Genomic DNA, 16,374 nt, shown 5'->3' on the forward strand with positions numbered 1-16,374 from the left:
AATCCTGAAAACGAGCTGCACTGGCGATTCCAGTAAGCGCTCTCTGGAATGGGACGCCGCCGTTCGGACCAACGGCTTTTCGACGGTTTCGACCCCGCCGTCCCGCATATTGACACGTTTGTCGCACACGCCCTACGGTGTCGACCGGAAGTTTCTCCCGAACTCTGACCCCATTCGTCAGTTCCGCGCGGCCTCACCGGCCCCGCCGATCGGAGATCCATGTCGGGGAGCAGGAGCCGCACCGTCGCGGACCCGCCGAGGCTGGCCGTCGTCGGCACGTCCGGCTACGCGTTCAGCTACCTGCACCGCGCGCGCATCCTGCACGACGAGGGCCTGGTCCGGTTCGCGGGCATGGCCGACATCCGGCCGCCGTCGGCCGCCGCGATCGCGCTGCTGCCGCCGGGCGGCACCGCGCACGTCGGCGTCGACGACCTGCTTCGCCGCTGCCGCCCGGACATCACCGTGGTCGCGACCCCGCCGCACGCGCACGTCCAGGTCGGCAGCGCCGTGCTGCGGGCGGGCAGCGACCTGCTGCTGGAGACCCCGCCGGTGCTCGACCTCGACGGCTTCACCACGCTGTCCCGGCTGGCCGGGCAGGCGAAAGCCGCCTGCCAGACCGGATTCCAGAGTTTCGGCTCACCGGCCCTGCCCGTGCTGCAGGCGGCGATCGCCGCGGGCAAGCTCGGGAAGATCGTGGGCGTCGGCGCGGCAGGCGCGTGGATCCGCACCGACGCCTACTACCGCCGCAACCCCTGGGCGGGCCGCCGCTGGCTCGACGGCGAGCCGGTTGTCGACGGCGTCCTGACCAACCCGTTCTCCCACGCGGTCGCCACCGCGCTGCTGGTCGGCGGGGTCGCCGAACGCGATCCGGCCGAGATCGCCCTGGAGCTGTACGGCACGCGTGACATCGAAGCCGACGACACGGCGTGCCTGCGCATCCGGTTCGGCGACGGGCCCGAGATCGTCGTCGCCGCTTCGCTGTGCGCCGAGCAGGATCACGAACCCTACGTCGTCGTGCACGGTGACCGCGGGCGCGCGAAGTTCTGGTACAAGAGCCACCGCTTGGAGTTCGACGACGAGCGCGTCCACTGCGGGCAGCCGGCCGACCTGCTGCGCAACCTGGTCGCCCACCACCGCGATCCGGACGGCGTGCCGCTGCTGGCGCCGCTGCCGTCGACCCGGGCGTTCGCCTCGGTGGTCGAGGCGGTGCGGGACGCGCCGTCGCCCGCGCGGATTCCGGCGGGTTGGATCCGCACGGTCGGCGAAGGGGCGAGCAGGCACCCGGTGGTGCGGGGCATCGGCGAAGAGGTCGCCGTTGCCGCGGACCGGCTGGCGTTGTTCTCCGAACTGGGCGTGCCGTGGGCGAGCAGGGCGGCCGCCGACCGCACCGGCTGACGCAGGCCGGTGCTCATCAGCGCTGACAGCCCGGTTTCGCCGCGATCGCTGTAAGCGCTTTCTCGACGTGTGCTCTGAACAGCGAAAACGTTGCCGCACAAGGCATATTGCCCCCGAATGCCCGTTGACACCGGTGCGGCGCACTGCCTACCGTGAGCGCGCTGACAGCGTTTTCAGAAAAGTGCTGACCGGCTCTGAGGACGGAGAGCTCGATGGGGCGGACAACTGGTAGGACCAAGGGGCGCGGATTCGCCGCGCTGGCCGTGGTGGTCCCGGTACTGCTGACCGGAGTGGCCGCCTGCGGCTCGGACTCCGGCGGCAGCGGCGGCGACGTGACCATCACGTTCGTCTGGTGGGGCAGCGACGGCCGGGCGAACCTGACGAAGAAGGCCGTCGAGCTCTTCCAGCAGAAGAACCCGAAAATCAAGGTGCAGACGTCGTTCTCGGCGTACCAGGCCTACTGGGAGAAGCTCGCTACGCAGACGGCCGGGGGCAACCCGCCGGACGTGCTCAACGTCGATTCCCGGTACCTGGCCGAGTACGGCGGCCGCAACGTCCTGGCTGACCTGAACCAGGGCGCGGGCAAGCAGATCTCGCTCGCCGACGTCAACCCCGAGCTGGCCGCGACCGGGGTGTACCAGGGCAAGCGGTACGCCGTGCCGTGGGCCCAGAACACCCCGGCGATGATCTACGACCCCGCCGCGTTCACCGCCGCGGGCGCGGACCCCGCGAAGGGCCTGACCTGGGACCAGTTCGCCGACGCCACGCAGAAGGTCAGCGCCGCCGGCGGGTTCGCCACCCGCGGGGCGACCGACTTCGGCATCCTCGACACGACGCTGGAGATCTGGCTGCGCCAGCAGGGCAAGCAGTTCTACACCCCCGAGGGCAAGCTCGGCTTCACCGCCGACGACCTGCGCCGCTACTGGCAGCTGGCGGGGAAGTTCCGCGACACCAAGGGCGCTTCGCCCGCGGACGTCACCGCGTCCTACAACACCTCGCCCGAGCAGTCCCCGCTGGGCAAGAAGCTGACCAGTTCCGAGTTCGCCTACGACAACCTGCTGCCCGCCTACAAGAAGGCCAACGGCAAGAACCTGAGCGTGGCGCCGTATCCGACGGACGCGGCCGGGAACACCGGGCAGTACCGGCGGCCGGCGATGTTCCTGTCGGTCTCCTCGCGCAGCCGGCAGCAGGAGGCGGCGGCCAAGCTCGTCGACTTCCTGATCAACGACCCCGAGGTCGGCAAGATCGTCGGCACCGACCGCGGGCTCGCGCCCAACCTCAAGGTCCGCGCGCAGCTTGCGGCCACCGCGACCGGCAACGACAAGACGCTCTACGACTACGAAGCCGCCCTCGAGCCGAAGCTGGGTGCCGCGCCGCCGGTCCCGCCGAAGGGCGCGGGCGCCATCCAGAAGCTGCTCCAGCGCACCTACGAGGAGGTCGCGTTCGGCCGGATGAGCCTCGACGACGCGGTGAACCGGTTCATGTCCGAAGCCCAGAAGGGACTTTCGTAGCCGATGACGACCCTGCGCACCCCGGACCCGCCGGTCGCGCCGCCACAGGCCGCCCGTGACCGGCGGCGTGACCGGCCGGCCGGGCGCCGCCGCGGGAGCCAGCCGGAGGCGTTCGCGTTCCTCACGCCCTGGCTGCTCGGCGCGGTGGCGCTGACCGTCGGCCCGATGGTGGTCTCGCTGTACCTGTCGTTCACCGACTACGACATGTTCACCTCGCCGAAGTGGATCGGCTTCGGCAACTTCGCGCACATGTTCACCGGCGACGACCGCTACCTGCAGTCGGTGAAGGTCACGCTGATCTACGTCCTGATCTCGGTGCCGCTGAAGCTGACCGTGTCGCTGCTGGTGGCCATGCTGCTCAACCGCAGCCGCCGGGGCATCGGCTTCTACCGGGCGGCGTTCTACGCGCCGTCGCTGCTCGGCGCGAGCGTGGCGGCGGCGCTGGTGTGGCGGGCGCTGTTCATGGGCGGCGGCCCGGTGAACGAGCTGCTGGCCTTCTTCGGCTGGCACACGCCGAGCTGGGTGGACGACCCGCAGTTCAGCCTCGCCTCGATCGTGCTGCTCGGGGTGTGGCAGTTCGGCGCGCCGATGGTGATCTTCCTGGCCGGGCTCAAGCAGATCCCGGCGGAGCTGCACGAGGCGGCGGCGATCGACGGCGCAGGCGCGCTGCGCCGGTTCCGCCACATCACGCTGCCGATGCTGTCGCCGGTGATCTTCTTCAACCTGGTGATGGAGGCCATCCACGCCTTCCAGGCGTTCACGCCGGCGTTCGTCATCGGCGGCGGCCGCGGCGGCCCGGCCGACGCGGACCTGTTCTACACGCTCTACCTGTTCGAGGTCGGCTTCCAGGACTTCCGCATGGGCTACGCCTCGGCGATGGCGTGGGTGCTGCTGGCGGTGATCGCGGTCGTCACGGCGATCGTGTTCCGGACCGCGAAGCTGTGGGTGTTCTACGACGACGCGGAGGACCGGAAATGACCGTGCTGCCGCGCACGGCCCGCTCGATCGGCTGGCACGTCCTGTGCCTGGTCATCGTCGCCGTCGTGCTGTACCCGCTGGTGTGGCTGGCGTTCGCGTCGGTCAAGCCACCGGACGAGATCCTCTCGCGGCTGTCGCTGCTGCCCACCCGGTTCGTCTTCGACGGCTACACGAAGGGCTGGGAGGGCGCGGCCGACGTCGGGTTCGGCCGGTTCTTCCTCAACTCGTTCCTGGTCGCGGGGCTGTCGGTGGCGGCGAACGTGCTGTCGTGCTCCCTGGCGGCGTATGCCTTCGCGCGGCTGAAGTTCCGGTTCCGGGGCGCGCTGTTCGCGTTCATGATCACGACGCTGATGCTGCCCTACCACGTCACGCTGATCCCGCAGTACGTGATCTTCCAGCAGGCGGGGCTGGTCAACACGTTCGTGCCGCTGATCCTGCCGAAGCTGCTGGCGACCGAGGCGTTCTTCGTGTTCCTGATCGTCCAGTTCATGCGCGGCATCCCCCGCGAGCTGGACGAGGCGGCGATCATCGACGGCTGCTCGGTGTACCGGACGTTCTGGCACGTGGTGCTGCCGCTGTCGAAACCGGCGCTGGTGACGACGTCGATCTTCACGTTCATCTGGACCTGGAACGACTTCTTCACGCAGATGGTGTACCTGAACGACACGGAGAAGTTCACGGTGCCGCTCGGGCTGCGGCTGTTCGTCGACACCAGCAGCCAGTCCAACTTCGGCGCGATGTTCGCGATGTCGGCGCTCGCGCTGGTCCCGATCGTGCTGTTCTTCCTGGCGTTCCAGCGGCTGCTGGTCGAGGGCGTCAGCACCAGCGGCCTGAAGGGGTGAGGCAATGCGCAGCGCAACCGTCCGGCTGGGCGAGTTCTCCGACTGCCTGCTGGCGGGCCTGCTCGTCGCACTGGCGTCGGTCCCGCTGGTGACGGCGGCCCCGGCGTTCGTGGCGGGCTGCCGCGTGCTGGACCGCGCCCGCCGGGACATCGGCGGTCCATTGTGGACGACGTACTGGGCCGATTTCCGCCGCGCCGCGCGGGGAGGAATTCCGTTCACGGTGGCGTGTGGGGTTGCGGTGGTGTTGTTCGCGGTGGATTTGGAGGTGGTGGCGGCAATGCCGGGCGCGGGAGTGCTGCGGGTGGCGTTGGGGGTGCTGGCGGTGGCCGGTGCGGTGGTGGCGGTGCGGACGTGCGAGGTGGTGGCCACGGACGCGGCGCCCTGGCGTCAGGCCGTCCTGACCGCCGCCCGCGAGACCGCCGCATCACCCCGCAACGCCCTGCTTACCGCAACCGCACTGGGAGTCTCCGCCGTCCTCGTCTGGATGCTGCCGATCCTGGCCCTCATCATGGCCGGGCCGCTCGCCCTGGCCGCGGTGGCGACCGGCGGCCGCCGATGACGCCCGCCGTCGTCCTCTTCGGTACCGCCGGCTACGCCGCCCAGCACCTGCGGCGCGCCCGCGTCCTGCACGACCGGGGCGAGATCGTGCTCGCCGGGGCCTGCGACATCCGCGAGCCCTCCGAAGAGGCCCGCGCGCTGCTCCCCGACGGCGCGTACGTCACCCGCGACCCCGCCGGGCTGCTCGCGCGGGCCGACATCGCCGTGGTCGCCACCCCGCCGCACACCCACCTGCCGCTGGCCCGGCTCGCCCTCGACGCGGGCTGTCACCTGCTCGTCGAGAAGCCGCCGGTGCTCGACCTGGCGGCGTTCGACGAGCTGACCCGGCTCGCCGCCGGCCGGGGGCTGGCCTGCCAGACCGGGTTCCAGAGCTTCGGGTCGGCCGCCGTCCCCGTCGTGCGGGCGCTGCTCGACCGCGGCGCCATCGGGACGGTCACCGGGATCGCCGCCGCCGGTGCCTGGATCCGCCGTGATCGGTACTTCGCGCGGGCCGAGTGGGCGGGCCGCCGGCGCGTCGGCGGGCAGCCGGTCGTCGACGGCGCGCTCACCAACCCCTTCGCGCACGCCGTCGCGACCGCGCTGGTCGTCAACGGCACCGCCGAGGTCCTGCCCGAGCGGATCGCCGTCGAGCTGTACCGGGCGCGCGACATCGAATCCGACGACACGGCGTGCGCGCGCCTGAGCTTCGCCGGGGCGCCGGACGTCGTCGTCGCGGCCACTCTCGACGCCGAGGCCGACCACGAGCCGTACGTGCTGGTCCACGGCACCGGGGGCCGGATCCGCTGGCACTACAAGACCGATCTCGTCGTGGTGGACGACGAGCCGGTCCCGGTCGCGCCGCCGCAGGACCTGCTGGTCAACCTCGTCGAGCACCTGCGCGACGGCGTTCCGCTGCTGGCCCCGCTGGCCGCCACCCGCGCGTTCACCGCGCTGGTGGAGGCCGTTCGCGACGCCCCCGAGCCGGTGCCGCTGCCCGGCGGCTGGGTGTGCAGCGTCGGGTCCGGCCCCGACCGGCACTTCGTCGTGCCGGGTGTCGACGCGGCCGTGGACACCGCCGCCGAGCGGCTCGCGCTCTTCTCCGAACTCGCCCTGCCCTGGACCGGCGCCGCCACGCGCGCCTGACCGAAGCACCCGAAGGAAGAGGTGATGGCGGTGCGTCGCCACGCGATCGTCGGCCTGGGCTCGCGGGCCCAGCTGTTCGCCCGTGCCCTGGCCGCGCGGGACGGGCTCGCGGCCTTCTGCGACACCAGCGCAACCCGCATGCGTGTCCACAACGGCTGGCTCGGCACGGAAATCCCCGCCTACCGGCCGGAGGACTTCACCGCGATGCTGGCGAAGGAGCGCATCGACGTCGTCGTCGTGTGCACCCCGGATCACACGCACGCGGACTACGTCGTCGCCGCGCTCGAAGCGGGCTGCGACGTCGTCACGGAAAAGCCGATGACGACCGACGTCGAGGGCGCGCGGCGGATCCTCACCGCGCGGCGCGCGACCGGCGGTTCGGTGCGCGTGGCCTTCAACTACCGCTACAACCCGGTGCACCGCCGGGTGCGGGAGCTGCTCGCCGGCGGCGCGATCGGGGAGATCGGCTCGGTCGAGTTCAGCTGGCTGCTCGACACCGCGCACGGTGCCGACTACTTCCGCCGCTGGCACCGCGACAAGGCGAACTCCGGCGGCCTGCTCGTGCACAAGTCCGGTCACCACTTCGACCTGGTCAACTGGTGGCTCGGCAGCGGGCCCGAGACGGTGTTCGCGCTGGGGCGGCTGTTCTTCTACGGCGCGGAAAACGGGCGGCGGCACGGGCGGCGCACCGGCTACGAACGGGGCACCGGCGTCGACGATCCGTTCGCGCTCGACCTCGATCGCTCGCCGCGGCTGCGGGCGCTCTACCGCGACGCCGAGGCCGAGGACGGCTACCTGCGCGACCGGAACGTGTTCGCGCCCGGCGTCACCATCGAGGACGACCTGTCGGTGCTGGTGCGCCACCGCGGCGGCGCGGTGCTGAACTACCACCTGCACGCCTATTCGCCGCGCGAGGGCTACCGGGTCGCGTTCTCCGGCAGCGAGGGCCGCCTGGAACTCGACGTCCGGGAGAACGAGTACGCGCTCGGCGCGGCGAAGTCCGTCGCCGACCTGCCGCCCGGCGTGGTCCCCGAGCCCGGCCGGGCCCGGCTGACGCTGCAGCGGCTCTGGGCGCCGCCCGAGGTCGTGCTCGACGACGTCCTCGGGGAGGGGCACGGCGGCGGGGACGAGCGGATGCTGGCCGAGCTGCTCGGCGACGCCGGGCCGGACCCGCTCGGCTGCGCGGCCGACCACGACGCCGGCCTGCAGGCCCTGCTCACCGGGCTGGCCGCGAACCGATCGCTGGCCACCGGCGCGCCCGTGTCCGTCGAGGAGCTGCTGGGCGAAATCGGGGAACCGGCGTGAGCCGAGCCGCGGTCGGGGACGGGACGCCGGAGCTGGCCGAGGACGACGACGGCCGGGTGCGGATCCGGCTCGGCGACGTCGTGCTGGCCGAGTACGTCGTCGAGCCGCCGACCCCGGCCGGGGACTCGCCGAAGCCGTACCTGCACCCGCTGCGCACCACGGCGGGGGAGGTGGTGACCGCGATCCGGCCGCACGACCACACCTGGCACAACGGCCTGCAGTTCACCATGGCGCACCTGTCGGGGGAGAACTTCTGGGGCGGGCGGACGTACGTGCGCGGCCGCGGCTACACCCCGCTGGACAACAACGGCACGATCGAGCACGTCCGCTGGGAAAGCCTGGTGTGTGCGGCCGGGCACGGCGAACTGCGTCACGAGCTGGCCTGGCGCACCGCGGCCGGGCGGCGCTGGCTCACCGAGCACCGGACGCTGCGCTTCGGCGACGTCTCGGCCGGGCACTGGACGCTCTCCTGGACCAGCAGGCTGCGCAACACCAGCGGCCACGAGCTGCGGTGGGGGAGCCCGGTGACCGAGGGCCGCGACACCGCCGGGTACGGCGGGCTGTTCTGGCGTGGGCCGCGTTCGTTCGTCGGCGGCACGGTCCGCACGTCCGACGGCCGGTCCGCGGCCGAGGCGATGGGGCACCGCGCGCCGTGGCTGGCGTTCACCGGGCAGCACGACGAAAGCCTGCGGACCTCGACGCTGCTGTTCGCCGACAGCCCGGCCAACCCGGGTTACCCGACGGCGTGGTACGTCCGCGCCGAGCCGTTCCCGGTCGTGAGTTTCGCGGCGACCTACCACCGGCCGTGGCTGCTGGAGCCCGGCGAGGAACTGAGCCTCACCCACCACGTCGTCGTCATCGACGGCGCGCCGGACCCCGCCCGGCTGGCCGAACTCGCGGCCCGGGCGGCCGACTGAAGGAGCCCACCATGCGCTGGAAGGCTTTCGCGGGGTGCCTCGCCCTGCTCGGACTGACCCTGACGCCCAGCCCCGCGCAAGCCCACGGCCGTGATCCCGGCCGGGCCGTGCTCGGCGCGCACGACGGCTGGGCCGCGGCGGGCACCGGGACGACCGGCGGCTCGGCGGCCGCACCCGATGACGTGTACACGGTGACCAAGCGTTCGGAGCTGGTGGCCGCGCTGGCCGCGCATCCGGGCGCACCGAAGATCATCCAGGTCCGCGGCACCATCGAAGGCAACGTCGACGACGCGGACCGGCCGGTGGGCTGCGAGTACTTCGCCGACCCGGCCTACACCCTCCCGTCGTACCTGGCCGCGTACGACCCCGCGACCTGGGGCCGGGTCCGGCCGTCGGGCCCGCTGGAGGAGGCACGGGCGCGGTCGCAGGCCAACCAGGCCAAGCAGGTCGTCGTCGACGTCGGCCCGGACACGACGATCGTCGGGCTCGGCGCGCAAGCGACCCTGCACGGGCTGACCCTGCGCGTCACCGGCAGCAACGTGATCCTGCGCAACCTGAACTTCTCCGACGCTCACGACTGCTTCCCGCAGTGGGACCCGTTGGATACCGCCGACGGCAACTGGAACTCCGAGTACGACAACGTCGACCTGGTCGGCGCGACGCACGTCTGGGTCGACCACAACGAGTTCAGCGACGGCGGGAACACCGCGCAGCCCACGTACTTCGGCCGCAAGTACGAGGTCCACGACGGGCTGCTCGACATCGTCAACGGCTCGGACCTGGTCACGGTGTCCTACAACCGCCTGCACGAGCACGACAAGACGATGCTCATCGGCAACACCGACAAGCCGACGTACGACGTCGGCAAGCTGCGCGTCACCCTGCACCACAACCTGTTCTCCGACATCGGCCAGCGCGCGCCGCGCGTGCGGTACGGGCAGGTGCACGTCTACGACAACCTGTACGTGGTGCGGGACGCGGCCGCGTACACGTATTCGCTGGGGGTCGGGGTGGAATCCCGGATCTACGCGGAGAACAACTTCTTCCGCATCCCGCCGTCGGTGCCGCTGGGCCGGCTGGTGCACTACTGGAAGGGCACGGTCCTGCACGCCACGGGAACGCTGGTCTCGACCGGCGGCCTGCCGCGCCCGGCCGACCTCCTGGCGGAGTACAACGCGGCCAACGACCCGGATCTCGGGGCGGACGTGGGCTGGACACCGTCGCTGGTGGAGCGCCTCGATCCGGCGTGGGCGGTTTCGGTGCTGGTTCCCGCCTTCGCCGGTCCGGGCCGGTGGTGAGCGGTCTGCCGAAAGGGACGTTCCTGGCGTCCGGCGAGACGAAAGTCCCTTTCGCCGCACCGGATGAGACGAAAGCGCCTTTCAGCCCACCCCGGCGCACCTCGCGGGGCCCTGCCCGGTCCCGGGCGGCTTCGATAGTTTCGCCGTTTTCAGAAAACCGGCCGCCGCGGCGACCATCCGGGCGACATGGGCGGCGCTGCGGCGAACGACATTGACACCCCGTACGCGGAACCGGAAACTCGCTACCTGAGAAAGCGCTTTCACAACCCGGTCGGACGGTTTCCCTCAACGCCGACGGAAAGACTGGACCAGGGAGTGATGACCATGTTTCCGAAAACCCGGCTGCTGCGCGTCGCGGCCGTCGCCGCGTTCGCTCTCTCGGCGGTGACCGGCACGGCCGCGACCGCGTCGGCGGCGTCGTGGCCGAACCCGGGCACCAGCGTGCCGGTCCCGAAGACCATCAAGGTCACCAGCGGCACCTACGACGGCGGGCTCAAGCGGTTCTACGGCACCGGCGACCTCGGCAGCGGCGGCCAGCAGGAAGGCCAGAGCCCGCTGTTCGAGCTCGCGAACGGCACGACGCTCAAGAACGTCGTCCTCGGCAGCCCGGCCGCCGACGGCGTGCACTGCCTGGGCACCTGCACGCTGCTCAACGTCTGGTGGGAGGACGTCGGCGAGGATGCCGCCACCTTCAAGGGCACCTCCGCCTCGCAGACGATGACCATCGACGGCGGCGGCGCGCGGAAGGCGGCCGACAAGGTCTTCCAGCACAACGGTCCCGGCACGATGTACATCCGGAACTTCCAGGTCAACGACTTCGGCAAGCTGTACCGCTCCTGCGGCAACTGCAAGACGCAGTACAAGCGCAACGTCGTCGTGGACAACGTGACGGCCACCGTCCCCGGCAAGGCCCTCGTCGGCATCAACACCAACTACGGCGACACCGCCCGGCTGACGCGGATCACGATCGTCGGCGACAGCAGCCGCAAGATCGAGCCCTGTACCAAGTACAAGGGCGTGACCAGCGGCGAGCCGACGAAGATCGGCAGCGGCCCCGACGCGACGAACTGCCTCTACACCGCGGCCGACATCACCTACAAGTAACCCCTCGAACCGCGCCGGGGGTGCCGGCCGCCGTCCGGCACCTCCGGCGTTTCCAGGAGGCGTCATGCTCAAGACCCTGCTCGTCGCTTCGGCGCTCGCCGGCGCCGCCCTGTCCGCGCCCCCGGCCGGGGCCGCGGCAGCCAACGTCGTCGTCGCCAAGGACGGTTCCGGTTCCTACACGACCGTCCAGGCCGGGATCAACGCGGTTTCGGCGGGCGGCACGGTCTCGATCAAGCCGGGCACCTACCGCGAAGTGATCTCGGTGCCGTCGGCCAAGACCGGGATCACCCTGCGCGGCACGACGGGGAAGGCGTCCGACGTCGTCATCGACTACGACAACGCCAGCGGGACCAAGAAACCCGACGGCTCGACGTACGGAACTTCGGGCAGCGCGACCGCGACGATCGCGGCGAACGGCTTCACCGCCACCGCCCTGACCTTCCGCAACTCCTTCGACCGCGCGGCGCATCCGGAGATCAAGGACACGCAGGCGGTCGCGGTCAAGACCACCGGCGACCGGATGGTCTTCGACAACGTCACCTTCCTCGGCCACCAGGACACGCTCTACGCCGACACCGCGTCCGTGGGCACGATCGGGCGCCAGTACTACCGCAACTGCTCGATCAGCGGGGACGTCGACTTCCTCTTCGGCCGCGCGACCGCGGTGTTCGACCGGGCGACGATCACCGCGCTGGACCGCGGTTCCAGCACGAACAACGGCTTCCTCACCGCGGCCAGCACCCGCCGGAGCAACCCGTACGGGTTCCTGATCGTCGGCAGCAGGGTGCTCAGCACGGCGGCGAACGCGAGCTTCTACCTGGGCCGCCCGTGGCACCCGGGCGGCGACGTCGACGCGATCGCGCAGGTCGTGATCCGCGAGACGGCGTTGCCTGCGGCGATCAAGCAGACGCCGTGGACCGACATGTCCGGCTTCTCGTGGCGGGACGCGCGGTTCTTCGAGTACCGCAACACGGGCCCGGGCTCGGGAACCGGAGCCGACCGGCCACAGCTGAGCGCGTCGCAGGCCGCGACCTACACCGCGCAGCGGTACCTCGCGGGCAGCGACGGCTGGAACCCCGTGCACTGAAGACCTACTGAAGGCTCTTGACGGTGAGCGGACGAGCGTTGACGATCTTCCCGTCACCTCATCCGCTCACCGGCTGCGGCCACCGCTCAAGTGTTAACGCTAACAACCGTCCGGATTCACCGTCGAACCGAGGACACCCCATGAAACTGCGTCGCCTCCCGGCGCTGATCGCCGTGGCCGCCGCCCTGCTGAGCGCGCCGTCCGCGCAGGCCGCCGAATACCCGAATCCCGGTTACGTCACCGGGGACATCGAGGCGGTGCACGACCCGGCGATGATCCGGGCGGCCGACGGCAGCTACCTGCTCTACTCCACCGACCAGTACCTGCAGATCCGCCGGTCGACCGACCGCATCCACTTCACGAAGATCGGCTCGGTCTGGCCGGACGGCGCGCCGTGGACCGCGCCGTTCACCGACCCCGCCAAGCCCGGCTACCTGTGGGCGCCGGACATCTCCTTCCACAACGGCAAGTACTACCTGTACTACGCCGCCTCCTCGCTGGGCTCCCGCAATTCGGCGATCTTCCTCGCCACCAGCACGACCGGGCTGCCGGGCAGCTGGACGAACCACGGCATCGTCGTCCAGACCAGTACCAGCAACGACTACAACGCGATCGACCCGAACCTGTTCGTCGACGCGTCCGGGCGCTGGTGGCTGAGCTTCGGCTCGTGGTGGACCGGGATCAAGATGATCCGGCTCGACCCGGCCACCGGCAAGCGCAGCACGACCGACACCGCGCTGCGCAGCATCGCCCGGCGCACCGGCAGCACCTCCGCCGAGGAAGCCCCGTTCGTCGTCCAGCACGGCGGCTACTTCTACCTGTTCGTCTCCTGGGACCTGTGCTGCCAGGGCACCAAGAGCACCTACCGCGTGATGGTCGGGCGGTCGACGTCGATCACCGGCCCCTACACCGACCGCAACGGCGTCCGCATGACCGACGGCGGCGGCACGCAGATCCTGGCGAGCCACGGCGACGTCCACGGCCCCGGGCACGTGGCGGTGCTGCACGACTCCGACGCCGACGTCCTCGTCTACCACTATTACTACTCGGACGCGACGCCGCTGACGGGCAAGCTCGGGATCAACCTCATCGGCTACGACAGCGCCGGCTGGCCGTACGTGTACTGATCCGGAAGTGTTTGGCTCCGGCCGGGACCGGGTAGGAAGTGATCACCTTGCAGCCGACCCGGAAGGAGCCTTCGCGATGAGCGCCCACGACCTGTCCGCTTTGCTGCTGACCGCGACCACCACGGAGCCCCGGCCGGGGACGTTGCGGGTCACGGTCGCGGGCGAGATCGACATGGCCACGCGCTCGCGGCTCGACGAAGAACTCGACCGCGCCGTGACGGCCATGCCGCAGCGGCTCGTCGTCGACCTGCTGGGGGTCGGCTTCTGCGGGGTGACCGGCGTGGCGTCGCTGGGCAGGCTGCGGGCCCGCTGCGCCGACGCGGGCATCGACCTGGTGCTCAAGCCGTCCCGCGTCGTGCGGCGGGCGCTGGACCTCGCCGCGGTGGCGCCGCTGTTCCAGCTGGAGAGCCGTCCGGAGCAGGCCGCCGCGCGCTAGCTGATCAGCACCGTCGCGGTGCACGACGCCGAGCCGTTGCCGAACGTCGTCGACGCCTTCGCCGAGGAGCTGAGCGGCACGTCGGTGCCGGTGGGGAAGGTGAGGCTGGTGCTCCCGCTCGTGGCGAGCGACCGGGTGTAGACGGTGTGCGTCATCGTCCCGGAAACGTAGGAGATCCGCAGGGTCAGCGTGCCCGAGTCGCCGATGTACGGTCCCGACGCCGTCACCGCGCCGATGATCTTGTGGTAGCTGCCGGAGGTTTCGTAGCGGAGGGTGAACCTGCCGCTGAAGCCGCCGTCGGCGCAGCCGCTCGTCCGCTGGATGATCGTGGCCGCCTCGGCCGGCGCCGCCAGTACGGTCAGTGCCGTCGCGCCGGCCAGCAGGGCGGCGGTTACTGCAGTCTTCATGTCTTCCTCCGCTCGGTTCGCCGTCATCCTGCCCGCCGCCGCTTCCGTTCCGCTTCCGTGGCGGCGAACGGGGGATGACGGTCAGCCGGCGGTCCGGACCAGCAGCACCGGGCAGGCCGCGTGGTGCAGGAGTGCCTGGCCGGTCGACCCGAGGAGCAGGCCGGGGAAGCCGCCCCGGCCACGGTCGCCGACGACGACCAGCTGCGCCGCGCCGCTGCGGCCGATCAGTTCGCGCCGCGGGTGGGCGTGGACCACGACCTGCTCGACCTCGACGTCCCCGGTGTCGTGGCCGAGAACCCGCTCGCCGAGCAGCCGCTGCCCGGCCTCGGTGATCCGGCGCGGGTCCCGGTGCGGCAGCGGAGTGTCCGCCCAGGCGTGCAGCACGACGAGCGAGGCACGCCGGGCCCGGGCCTCGGCCAGCGCCGTCTCGAGGACGCGGATGCTCGCTTCACTGCCGTCGATGCCCGCGACAACCGGCCGCTCCGCGGCGGCGGGCGCATCCCAGTCGTCCCCGCGGACGACGACGGTGTCACACCGCGCATGCGTCCCCACGGCGGCGGCGACCGAACCGGCGAGCAGGCTGGTCAGCCTCCCATGCCCGGCCGACCCGACGACCAGCAGCGACGCACGCCGCGACGCCTCGATCAGCGCCTGGGCCGCGCGGTCGGAGTCGAGCCGCGTGACCGCACCGTCGACACCCTGCGCGGCGGCCAGCTCCCGCGCGGTCCGCAGCGCCCGGTGTCCACGCGCCCGCAGAGCATCGACCAGCTCCTCCGGCGGCGGCTCGACCCCACCGGCAAGCAGCGCGGGAAAGTCGAGGGCATGCACGACCTCCAGCGGCACACCCCGCAACCGGGCGGTCCGGGCAGCCCACCGAACGGCATCGAGCGATTCGGCCGACCCATCGACCCCGGTGACGATCGGCAGTCCGGCGGCAGCGGTCATCCTCCAGACTGTAGGCCGGTCCGCGGAGGCCTGGCACACGCATTCGAGTGGCGGACTCCCGCTCCCGGCGGCATGACTCGCGCACTCGGACAGCCGGCTCGCGCCCCTGGCCGGTCGGCTCGTGTGCCTGGAGGGTCGGCTCGCGTGCTTGGAGGGTCGACTCGCGTGTCTGGAGGGTCGACTCGCGTGTCTGGAGGGTCGACTCGCGTGTCTGGAGGGTCGACTCGGGTGTCTGGCCGGTCGACTCGCGTGCCCAGACGGACGACACGCGTACCCGGCCGGGCCGATTCGCGTGCTTGGCCGGTCGGCTCGCGTACTTGAAGGGTCGGCTCGCGTGCTTGGAGGGTCGACTCGCGTGTCTGGAGAGTCGACTCGCGTACCTGGCCGGTCGGCTCGCGTGCTTGGAGGGTCGGCACGCGTGCCTGGAGGGTCGACTCGGGTGTCTGGGCGGACGACACGCCGGAGTCCGGGGCGGACGGGCGTGTCGTCCCTCCGGGTACGCGTGTCGTCCGGTGGGGGACCGGTGCGTGGGGGAAGATCGGGGCGTCGGAGGTGGAGCCGGATGGCGGTGCAGGTCGTGGTGGCGGCCGTGCTCGGGCTGCTCGTCGGGTCCTTCCTCAACGTCGTCGTCCACCGGGTGCCGCGGGGCGAGTCGGTTGTCCGGCCGCCGTCGCGGTGCCCGGACTGCGGGCAGGAGATCCGCGCGAGGCACAACGTTCCCGTGCTCGGCTGGCTGGTCCTGCGGGGCCGGTGCGCGGCCTGCGGCCGCCGGATCAGCGTCCGCTACCCGCTGGTCGAACTCGGCACCGCCGTGCTGTTCACCCTGCTGGCCCTGCGCTTCGGCCTGCCGGACCTGCCCGCCTTCCTGTACTTCGGCGCGATCGGGATCGCGCTCGCCCTGATCGACCTCGACTGCCGTCGCCTGCCGGACGCGATCGTCCTGCCCTCCTACCCGGTGCTCGCCGCCCTGCTGACGGCGTCGGCCTGGTGGCGTGACGACTGGTGGTCGCTCGCCCGCGCCGGGATCGGCGGCGCCGCCCTGTTCGCCTTCTACCTCGTGCTGGCCCTGGTGCACCCGGCAGGCATGGGCTTCGGTGACGTCAAGCTCGCGGGCCTCCTGGGCGGCGTGCTCGGCTATCTGTCCTGGACGGCCTTGCTGCTCGGCGCCTTCGGCGGGTTCCTGCTCGGCGCGGTCGCCGGGGTAGTGGTGCTGGCGGCAGGGAAGGGCGGCCGCAAGACGGCGTTGCCGTTCGGGCCCTTCATGATCGCCGGGGCGCTCCTGGCGATCTTCTTCGCCGACCCGCTCGGCCAGGCCTATCTGCGGCTGACCGGACTGGCCTGA

At 71.5% G+C, this 16,374-nt stretch carries 16 protein-coding genes; 14 read left to right on the forward strand and 2 right to left on the reverse strand.

The features are described from left to right. Positions 1-219: 219 nt before the first annotated feature. The 13 genes from ABJI51_RS13680 (at position 220) to ABJI51_RS13740 (ending at position 13,680) form a co-directional block, all read left to right on the forward strand. Positions 220-1,395, forward strand: coding sequence for a Gfo/Idh/MocA family protein (locus ABJI51_RS13680; RefSeq protein WP_348950729.1), 1,176 nt, complete (start codon positions 220-222; stop codon positions 1,393-1,395). Between the two features lie 212 nt (positions 1,396-1,607). Further along, entirely contained in the window at positions 1,608-2,906 is a 1,299-nt protein-coding gene (locus ABJI51_RS13685; protein ID WP_348950731.1) for an ABC transporter substrate-binding protein, read from the forward strand. A gap of 3 nt (positions 2,907-2,909) precedes the next feature. Next, positions 2,910-3,884 carry a carbohydrate ABC transporter permease gene (locus ABJI51_RS13690; RefSeq protein ID WP_348950733.1) on the forward strand — a complete coding sequence of 325 codons (975 nt, stop codon included), beginning with the start codon at positions 2,910-2,912 and terminating at the stop codon, positions 3,882-3,884. Further along, positions 3,881-4,726, forward strand: coding sequence for a carbohydrate ABC transporter permease (locus tag ABJI51_RS13695; RefSeq protein ID WP_348950735.1), 846 nt, complete (start codon positions 3,881-3,883; stop codon positions 4,724-4,726). Before ABJI51_RS13690 ends, ABJI51_RS13695 begins: the two co-directional genes overlap by 4 nt. Positions 4,727-4,730: 4 nt before the next feature. Then, complete coding sequence (locus tag ABJI51_RS13700) at positions 4,731-5,285, forward strand: YesL family protein (protein ID WP_348950737.1); 555 nt, start codon at positions 4,731-4,733, stop codon at positions 5,283-5,285. After that, positions 5,282-6,406, forward strand: a complete 1,125-nt coding sequence (locus ABJI51_RS13705; protein ID WP_348950739.1) for a Gfo/Idh/MocA family protein — start codon at positions 5,282-5,284, stop codon at positions 6,404-6,406. Before ABJI51_RS13700 ends, ABJI51_RS13705 begins: the two co-directional genes overlap by 4 nt. Positions 6,407-6,430: 24 nt before the next feature. Beyond that, entirely contained in the window at positions 6,431-7,711 is a 1,281-nt protein-coding gene (locus tag ABJI51_RS13710) for a Gfo/Idh/MocA family protein (RefSeq protein WP_348950741.1), read from the forward strand. Continuing rightward, positions 7,708-8,628, forward strand: a complete 921-nt coding sequence (locus ABJI51_RS13715) for a DUF6807 domain-containing protein (RefSeq protein ID WP_348950743.1) — start codon at positions 7,708-7,710, stop codon at positions 8,626-8,628. The genes ABJI51_RS13710 and ABJI51_RS13715 overlap by 4 nt, the downstream gene beginning before the upstream one ends. 11 nt (positions 8,629-8,639) lie before the next feature. Beyond that, entirely contained in the window at positions 8,640-9,926 is a 1,287-nt protein-coding gene (locus ABJI51_RS13720; RefSeq protein ID WP_348950745.1) for a pectate lyase family protein, read from the forward strand. 324 nt (positions 9,927-10,250) lie between these two features. Continuing rightward, positions 10,251-11,030, forward strand: a complete 780-nt coding sequence (locus ABJI51_RS13725; protein WP_348950747.1) for a pectate lyase — start codon at positions 10,251-10,253, stop codon at positions 11,028-11,030. A 64-nt stretch (positions 11,031-11,094) separates the two neighbouring features. Further along, positions 11,095-12,117, forward strand: a complete 1,023-nt coding sequence (locus tag ABJI51_RS13730; protein WP_348950749.1) for a pectinesterase family protein — start codon at positions 11,095-11,097, stop codon at positions 12,115-12,117. A 140-nt stretch (positions 12,118-12,257) separates the two neighbouring features. Continuing rightward, positions 12,258-13,244, forward strand: coding sequence for an arabinan endo-1,5-alpha-L-arabinosidase (locus ABJI51_RS13735; protein ID WP_348950751.1), 987 nt, complete (start codon positions 12,258-12,260; stop codon positions 13,242-13,244). A 76-nt stretch (positions 13,245-13,320) separates the two neighbouring features. Next, positions 13,321-13,680 carry an STAS domain-containing protein gene (locus tag ABJI51_RS13740; RefSeq protein WP_348950753.1) on the forward strand — a complete coding sequence of 120 codons (360 nt, stop codon included), beginning with the start codon at positions 13,321-13,323 and terminating at the stop codon, positions 13,678-13,680. Here ABJI51_RS13740 and ABJI51_RS13745 read toward each other — a convergent pair. Continuing rightward, positions 13,677-14,087 carry a hypothetical protein gene (locus ABJI51_RS13745; RefSeq protein ID WP_348950755.1) on the reverse strand — a complete coding sequence of 137 codons (411 nt, stop codon included), beginning with the start codon at positions 14,085-14,087 and terminating at the stop codon, positions 13,677-13,679. The two genes, ABJI51_RS13740 and ABJI51_RS13745, sit on opposite strands and share 4 nt — an antisense overlap. Positions 14,088-14,168: 81 nt before the next feature. Then, the gene (locus ABJI51_RS13750; RefSeq protein WP_348950757.1) at positions 14,169-15,032 is read right to left on the reverse strand and encodes a universal stress protein; all 864 of its coding nucleotides are present in this window, start codon (positions 15,030-15,032) and stop codon (positions 14,169-14,171) included. A gap of 562 nt (positions 15,033-15,594) precedes the next feature. Here ABJI51_RS13750 and ABJI51_RS13755 point away from each other — a divergent pair. Continuing rightward, positions 15,595-16,374: a prepilin peptidase gene (locus ABJI51_RS13755; protein ID WP_348950759.1), complete on the forward strand. Its 780-nt coding sequence runs from the start codon at positions 15,595-15,597 to the stop codon at positions 16,372-16,374.

Origin of the sequence: Amycolatopsis melonis, from assembly GCF_040064235.1 — a bacterium.
In the GTDB taxonomy this organism is placed as follows: domain Bacteria; phylum Actinomycetota; class Actinomycetes; order Mycobacteriales; family Pseudonocardiaceae; genus Amycolatopsis; species Amycolatopsis melonis.

What these genes read in the sequence shown, in the direction of transcription:
- ABJI51_RS13755 (WP_348950759.1), top strand. Translation starts at nt 15,595, where the DNA reads ATGGCGGTGCAGGTCGTGGTGGCGGCCGTGCTCGGGCTGCTCGTCGGG.
- ABJI51_RS13685 (WP_348950731.1), top strand. Translation starts at nt 1,608, where the DNA reads ATGGGGCGGACAACTGGTAGGACCAAGGGGCGCGGATTCGCCGCGCTG.
- ABJI51_RS13720 (WP_348950745.1), top strand. Translation starts at nt 8,640, where the DNA reads ATGCGCTGGAAGGCTTTCGCGGGGTGCCTCGCCCTGCTCGGACTGACC.
- ABJI51_RS13710 (WP_348950741.1), top strand. Translation starts at nt 6,431, where the DNA reads ATGGCGGTGCGTCGCCACGCGATCGTCGGCCTGGGCTCGCGGGCCCAG.
- ABJI51_RS13690 (WP_348950733.1), top strand. Translation starts at nt 2,910, where the DNA reads ATGACGACCCTGCGCACCCCGGACCCGCCGGTCGCGCCGCCACAGGCC.
- ABJI51_RS13750 (WP_348950757.1), bottom strand. Translation starts at nt 15,032, where the DNA reads ATGACCGCTGCCGCCGGACTGCCGATCGTCACCGGGGTCGATGGGTCG.
- ABJI51_RS13705 (WP_348950739.1), top strand. Translation starts at nt 5,282, where the DNA reads ATGACGCCCGCCGTCGTCCTCTTCGGTACCGCCGGCTACGCCGCCCAG.
- ABJI51_RS13695 (WP_348950735.1), top strand. Translation starts at nt 3,881, where the DNA reads ATGACCGTGCTGCCGCGCACGGCCCGCTCGATCGGCTGGCACGTCCTG.
- ABJI51_RS13725 (WP_348950747.1), top strand. Translation starts at nt 10,251, where the DNA reads ATGTTTCCGAAAACCCGGCTGCTGCGCGTCGCGGCCGTCGCCGCGTTC.
- ABJI51_RS13700 (WP_348950737.1), top strand. Translation starts at nt 4,731, where the DNA reads ATGCGCAGCGCAACCGTCCGGCTGGGCGAGTTCTCCGACTGCCTGCTG.
- ABJI51_RS13745 (WP_348950755.1), bottom strand. Translation starts at nt 14,087, where the DNA reads ATGAAGACTGCAGTAACCGCCGCCCTGCTGGCCGGCGCGACGGCACTG.
- ABJI51_RS13735 (WP_348950751.1), top strand. Translation starts at nt 12,258, where the DNA reads ATGAAACTGCGTCGCCTCCCGGCGCTGATCGCCGTGGCCGCCGCCCTG.
- ABJI51_RS13740 (WP_348950753.1), top strand. Translation starts at nt 13,321, where the DNA reads ATGAGCGCCCACGACCTGTCCGCTTTGCTGCTGACCGCGACCACCACG.
- ABJI51_RS13680 (WP_348950729.1), top strand. Translation starts at nt 220, where the DNA reads ATGTCGGGGAGCAGGAGCCGCACCGTCGCGGACCCGCCGAGGCTGGCC.
- ABJI51_RS13730 (WP_348950749.1), top strand. Translation starts at nt 11,095, where the DNA reads ATGCTCAAGACCCTGCTCGTCGCTTCGGCGCTCGCCGGCGCCGCCCTG.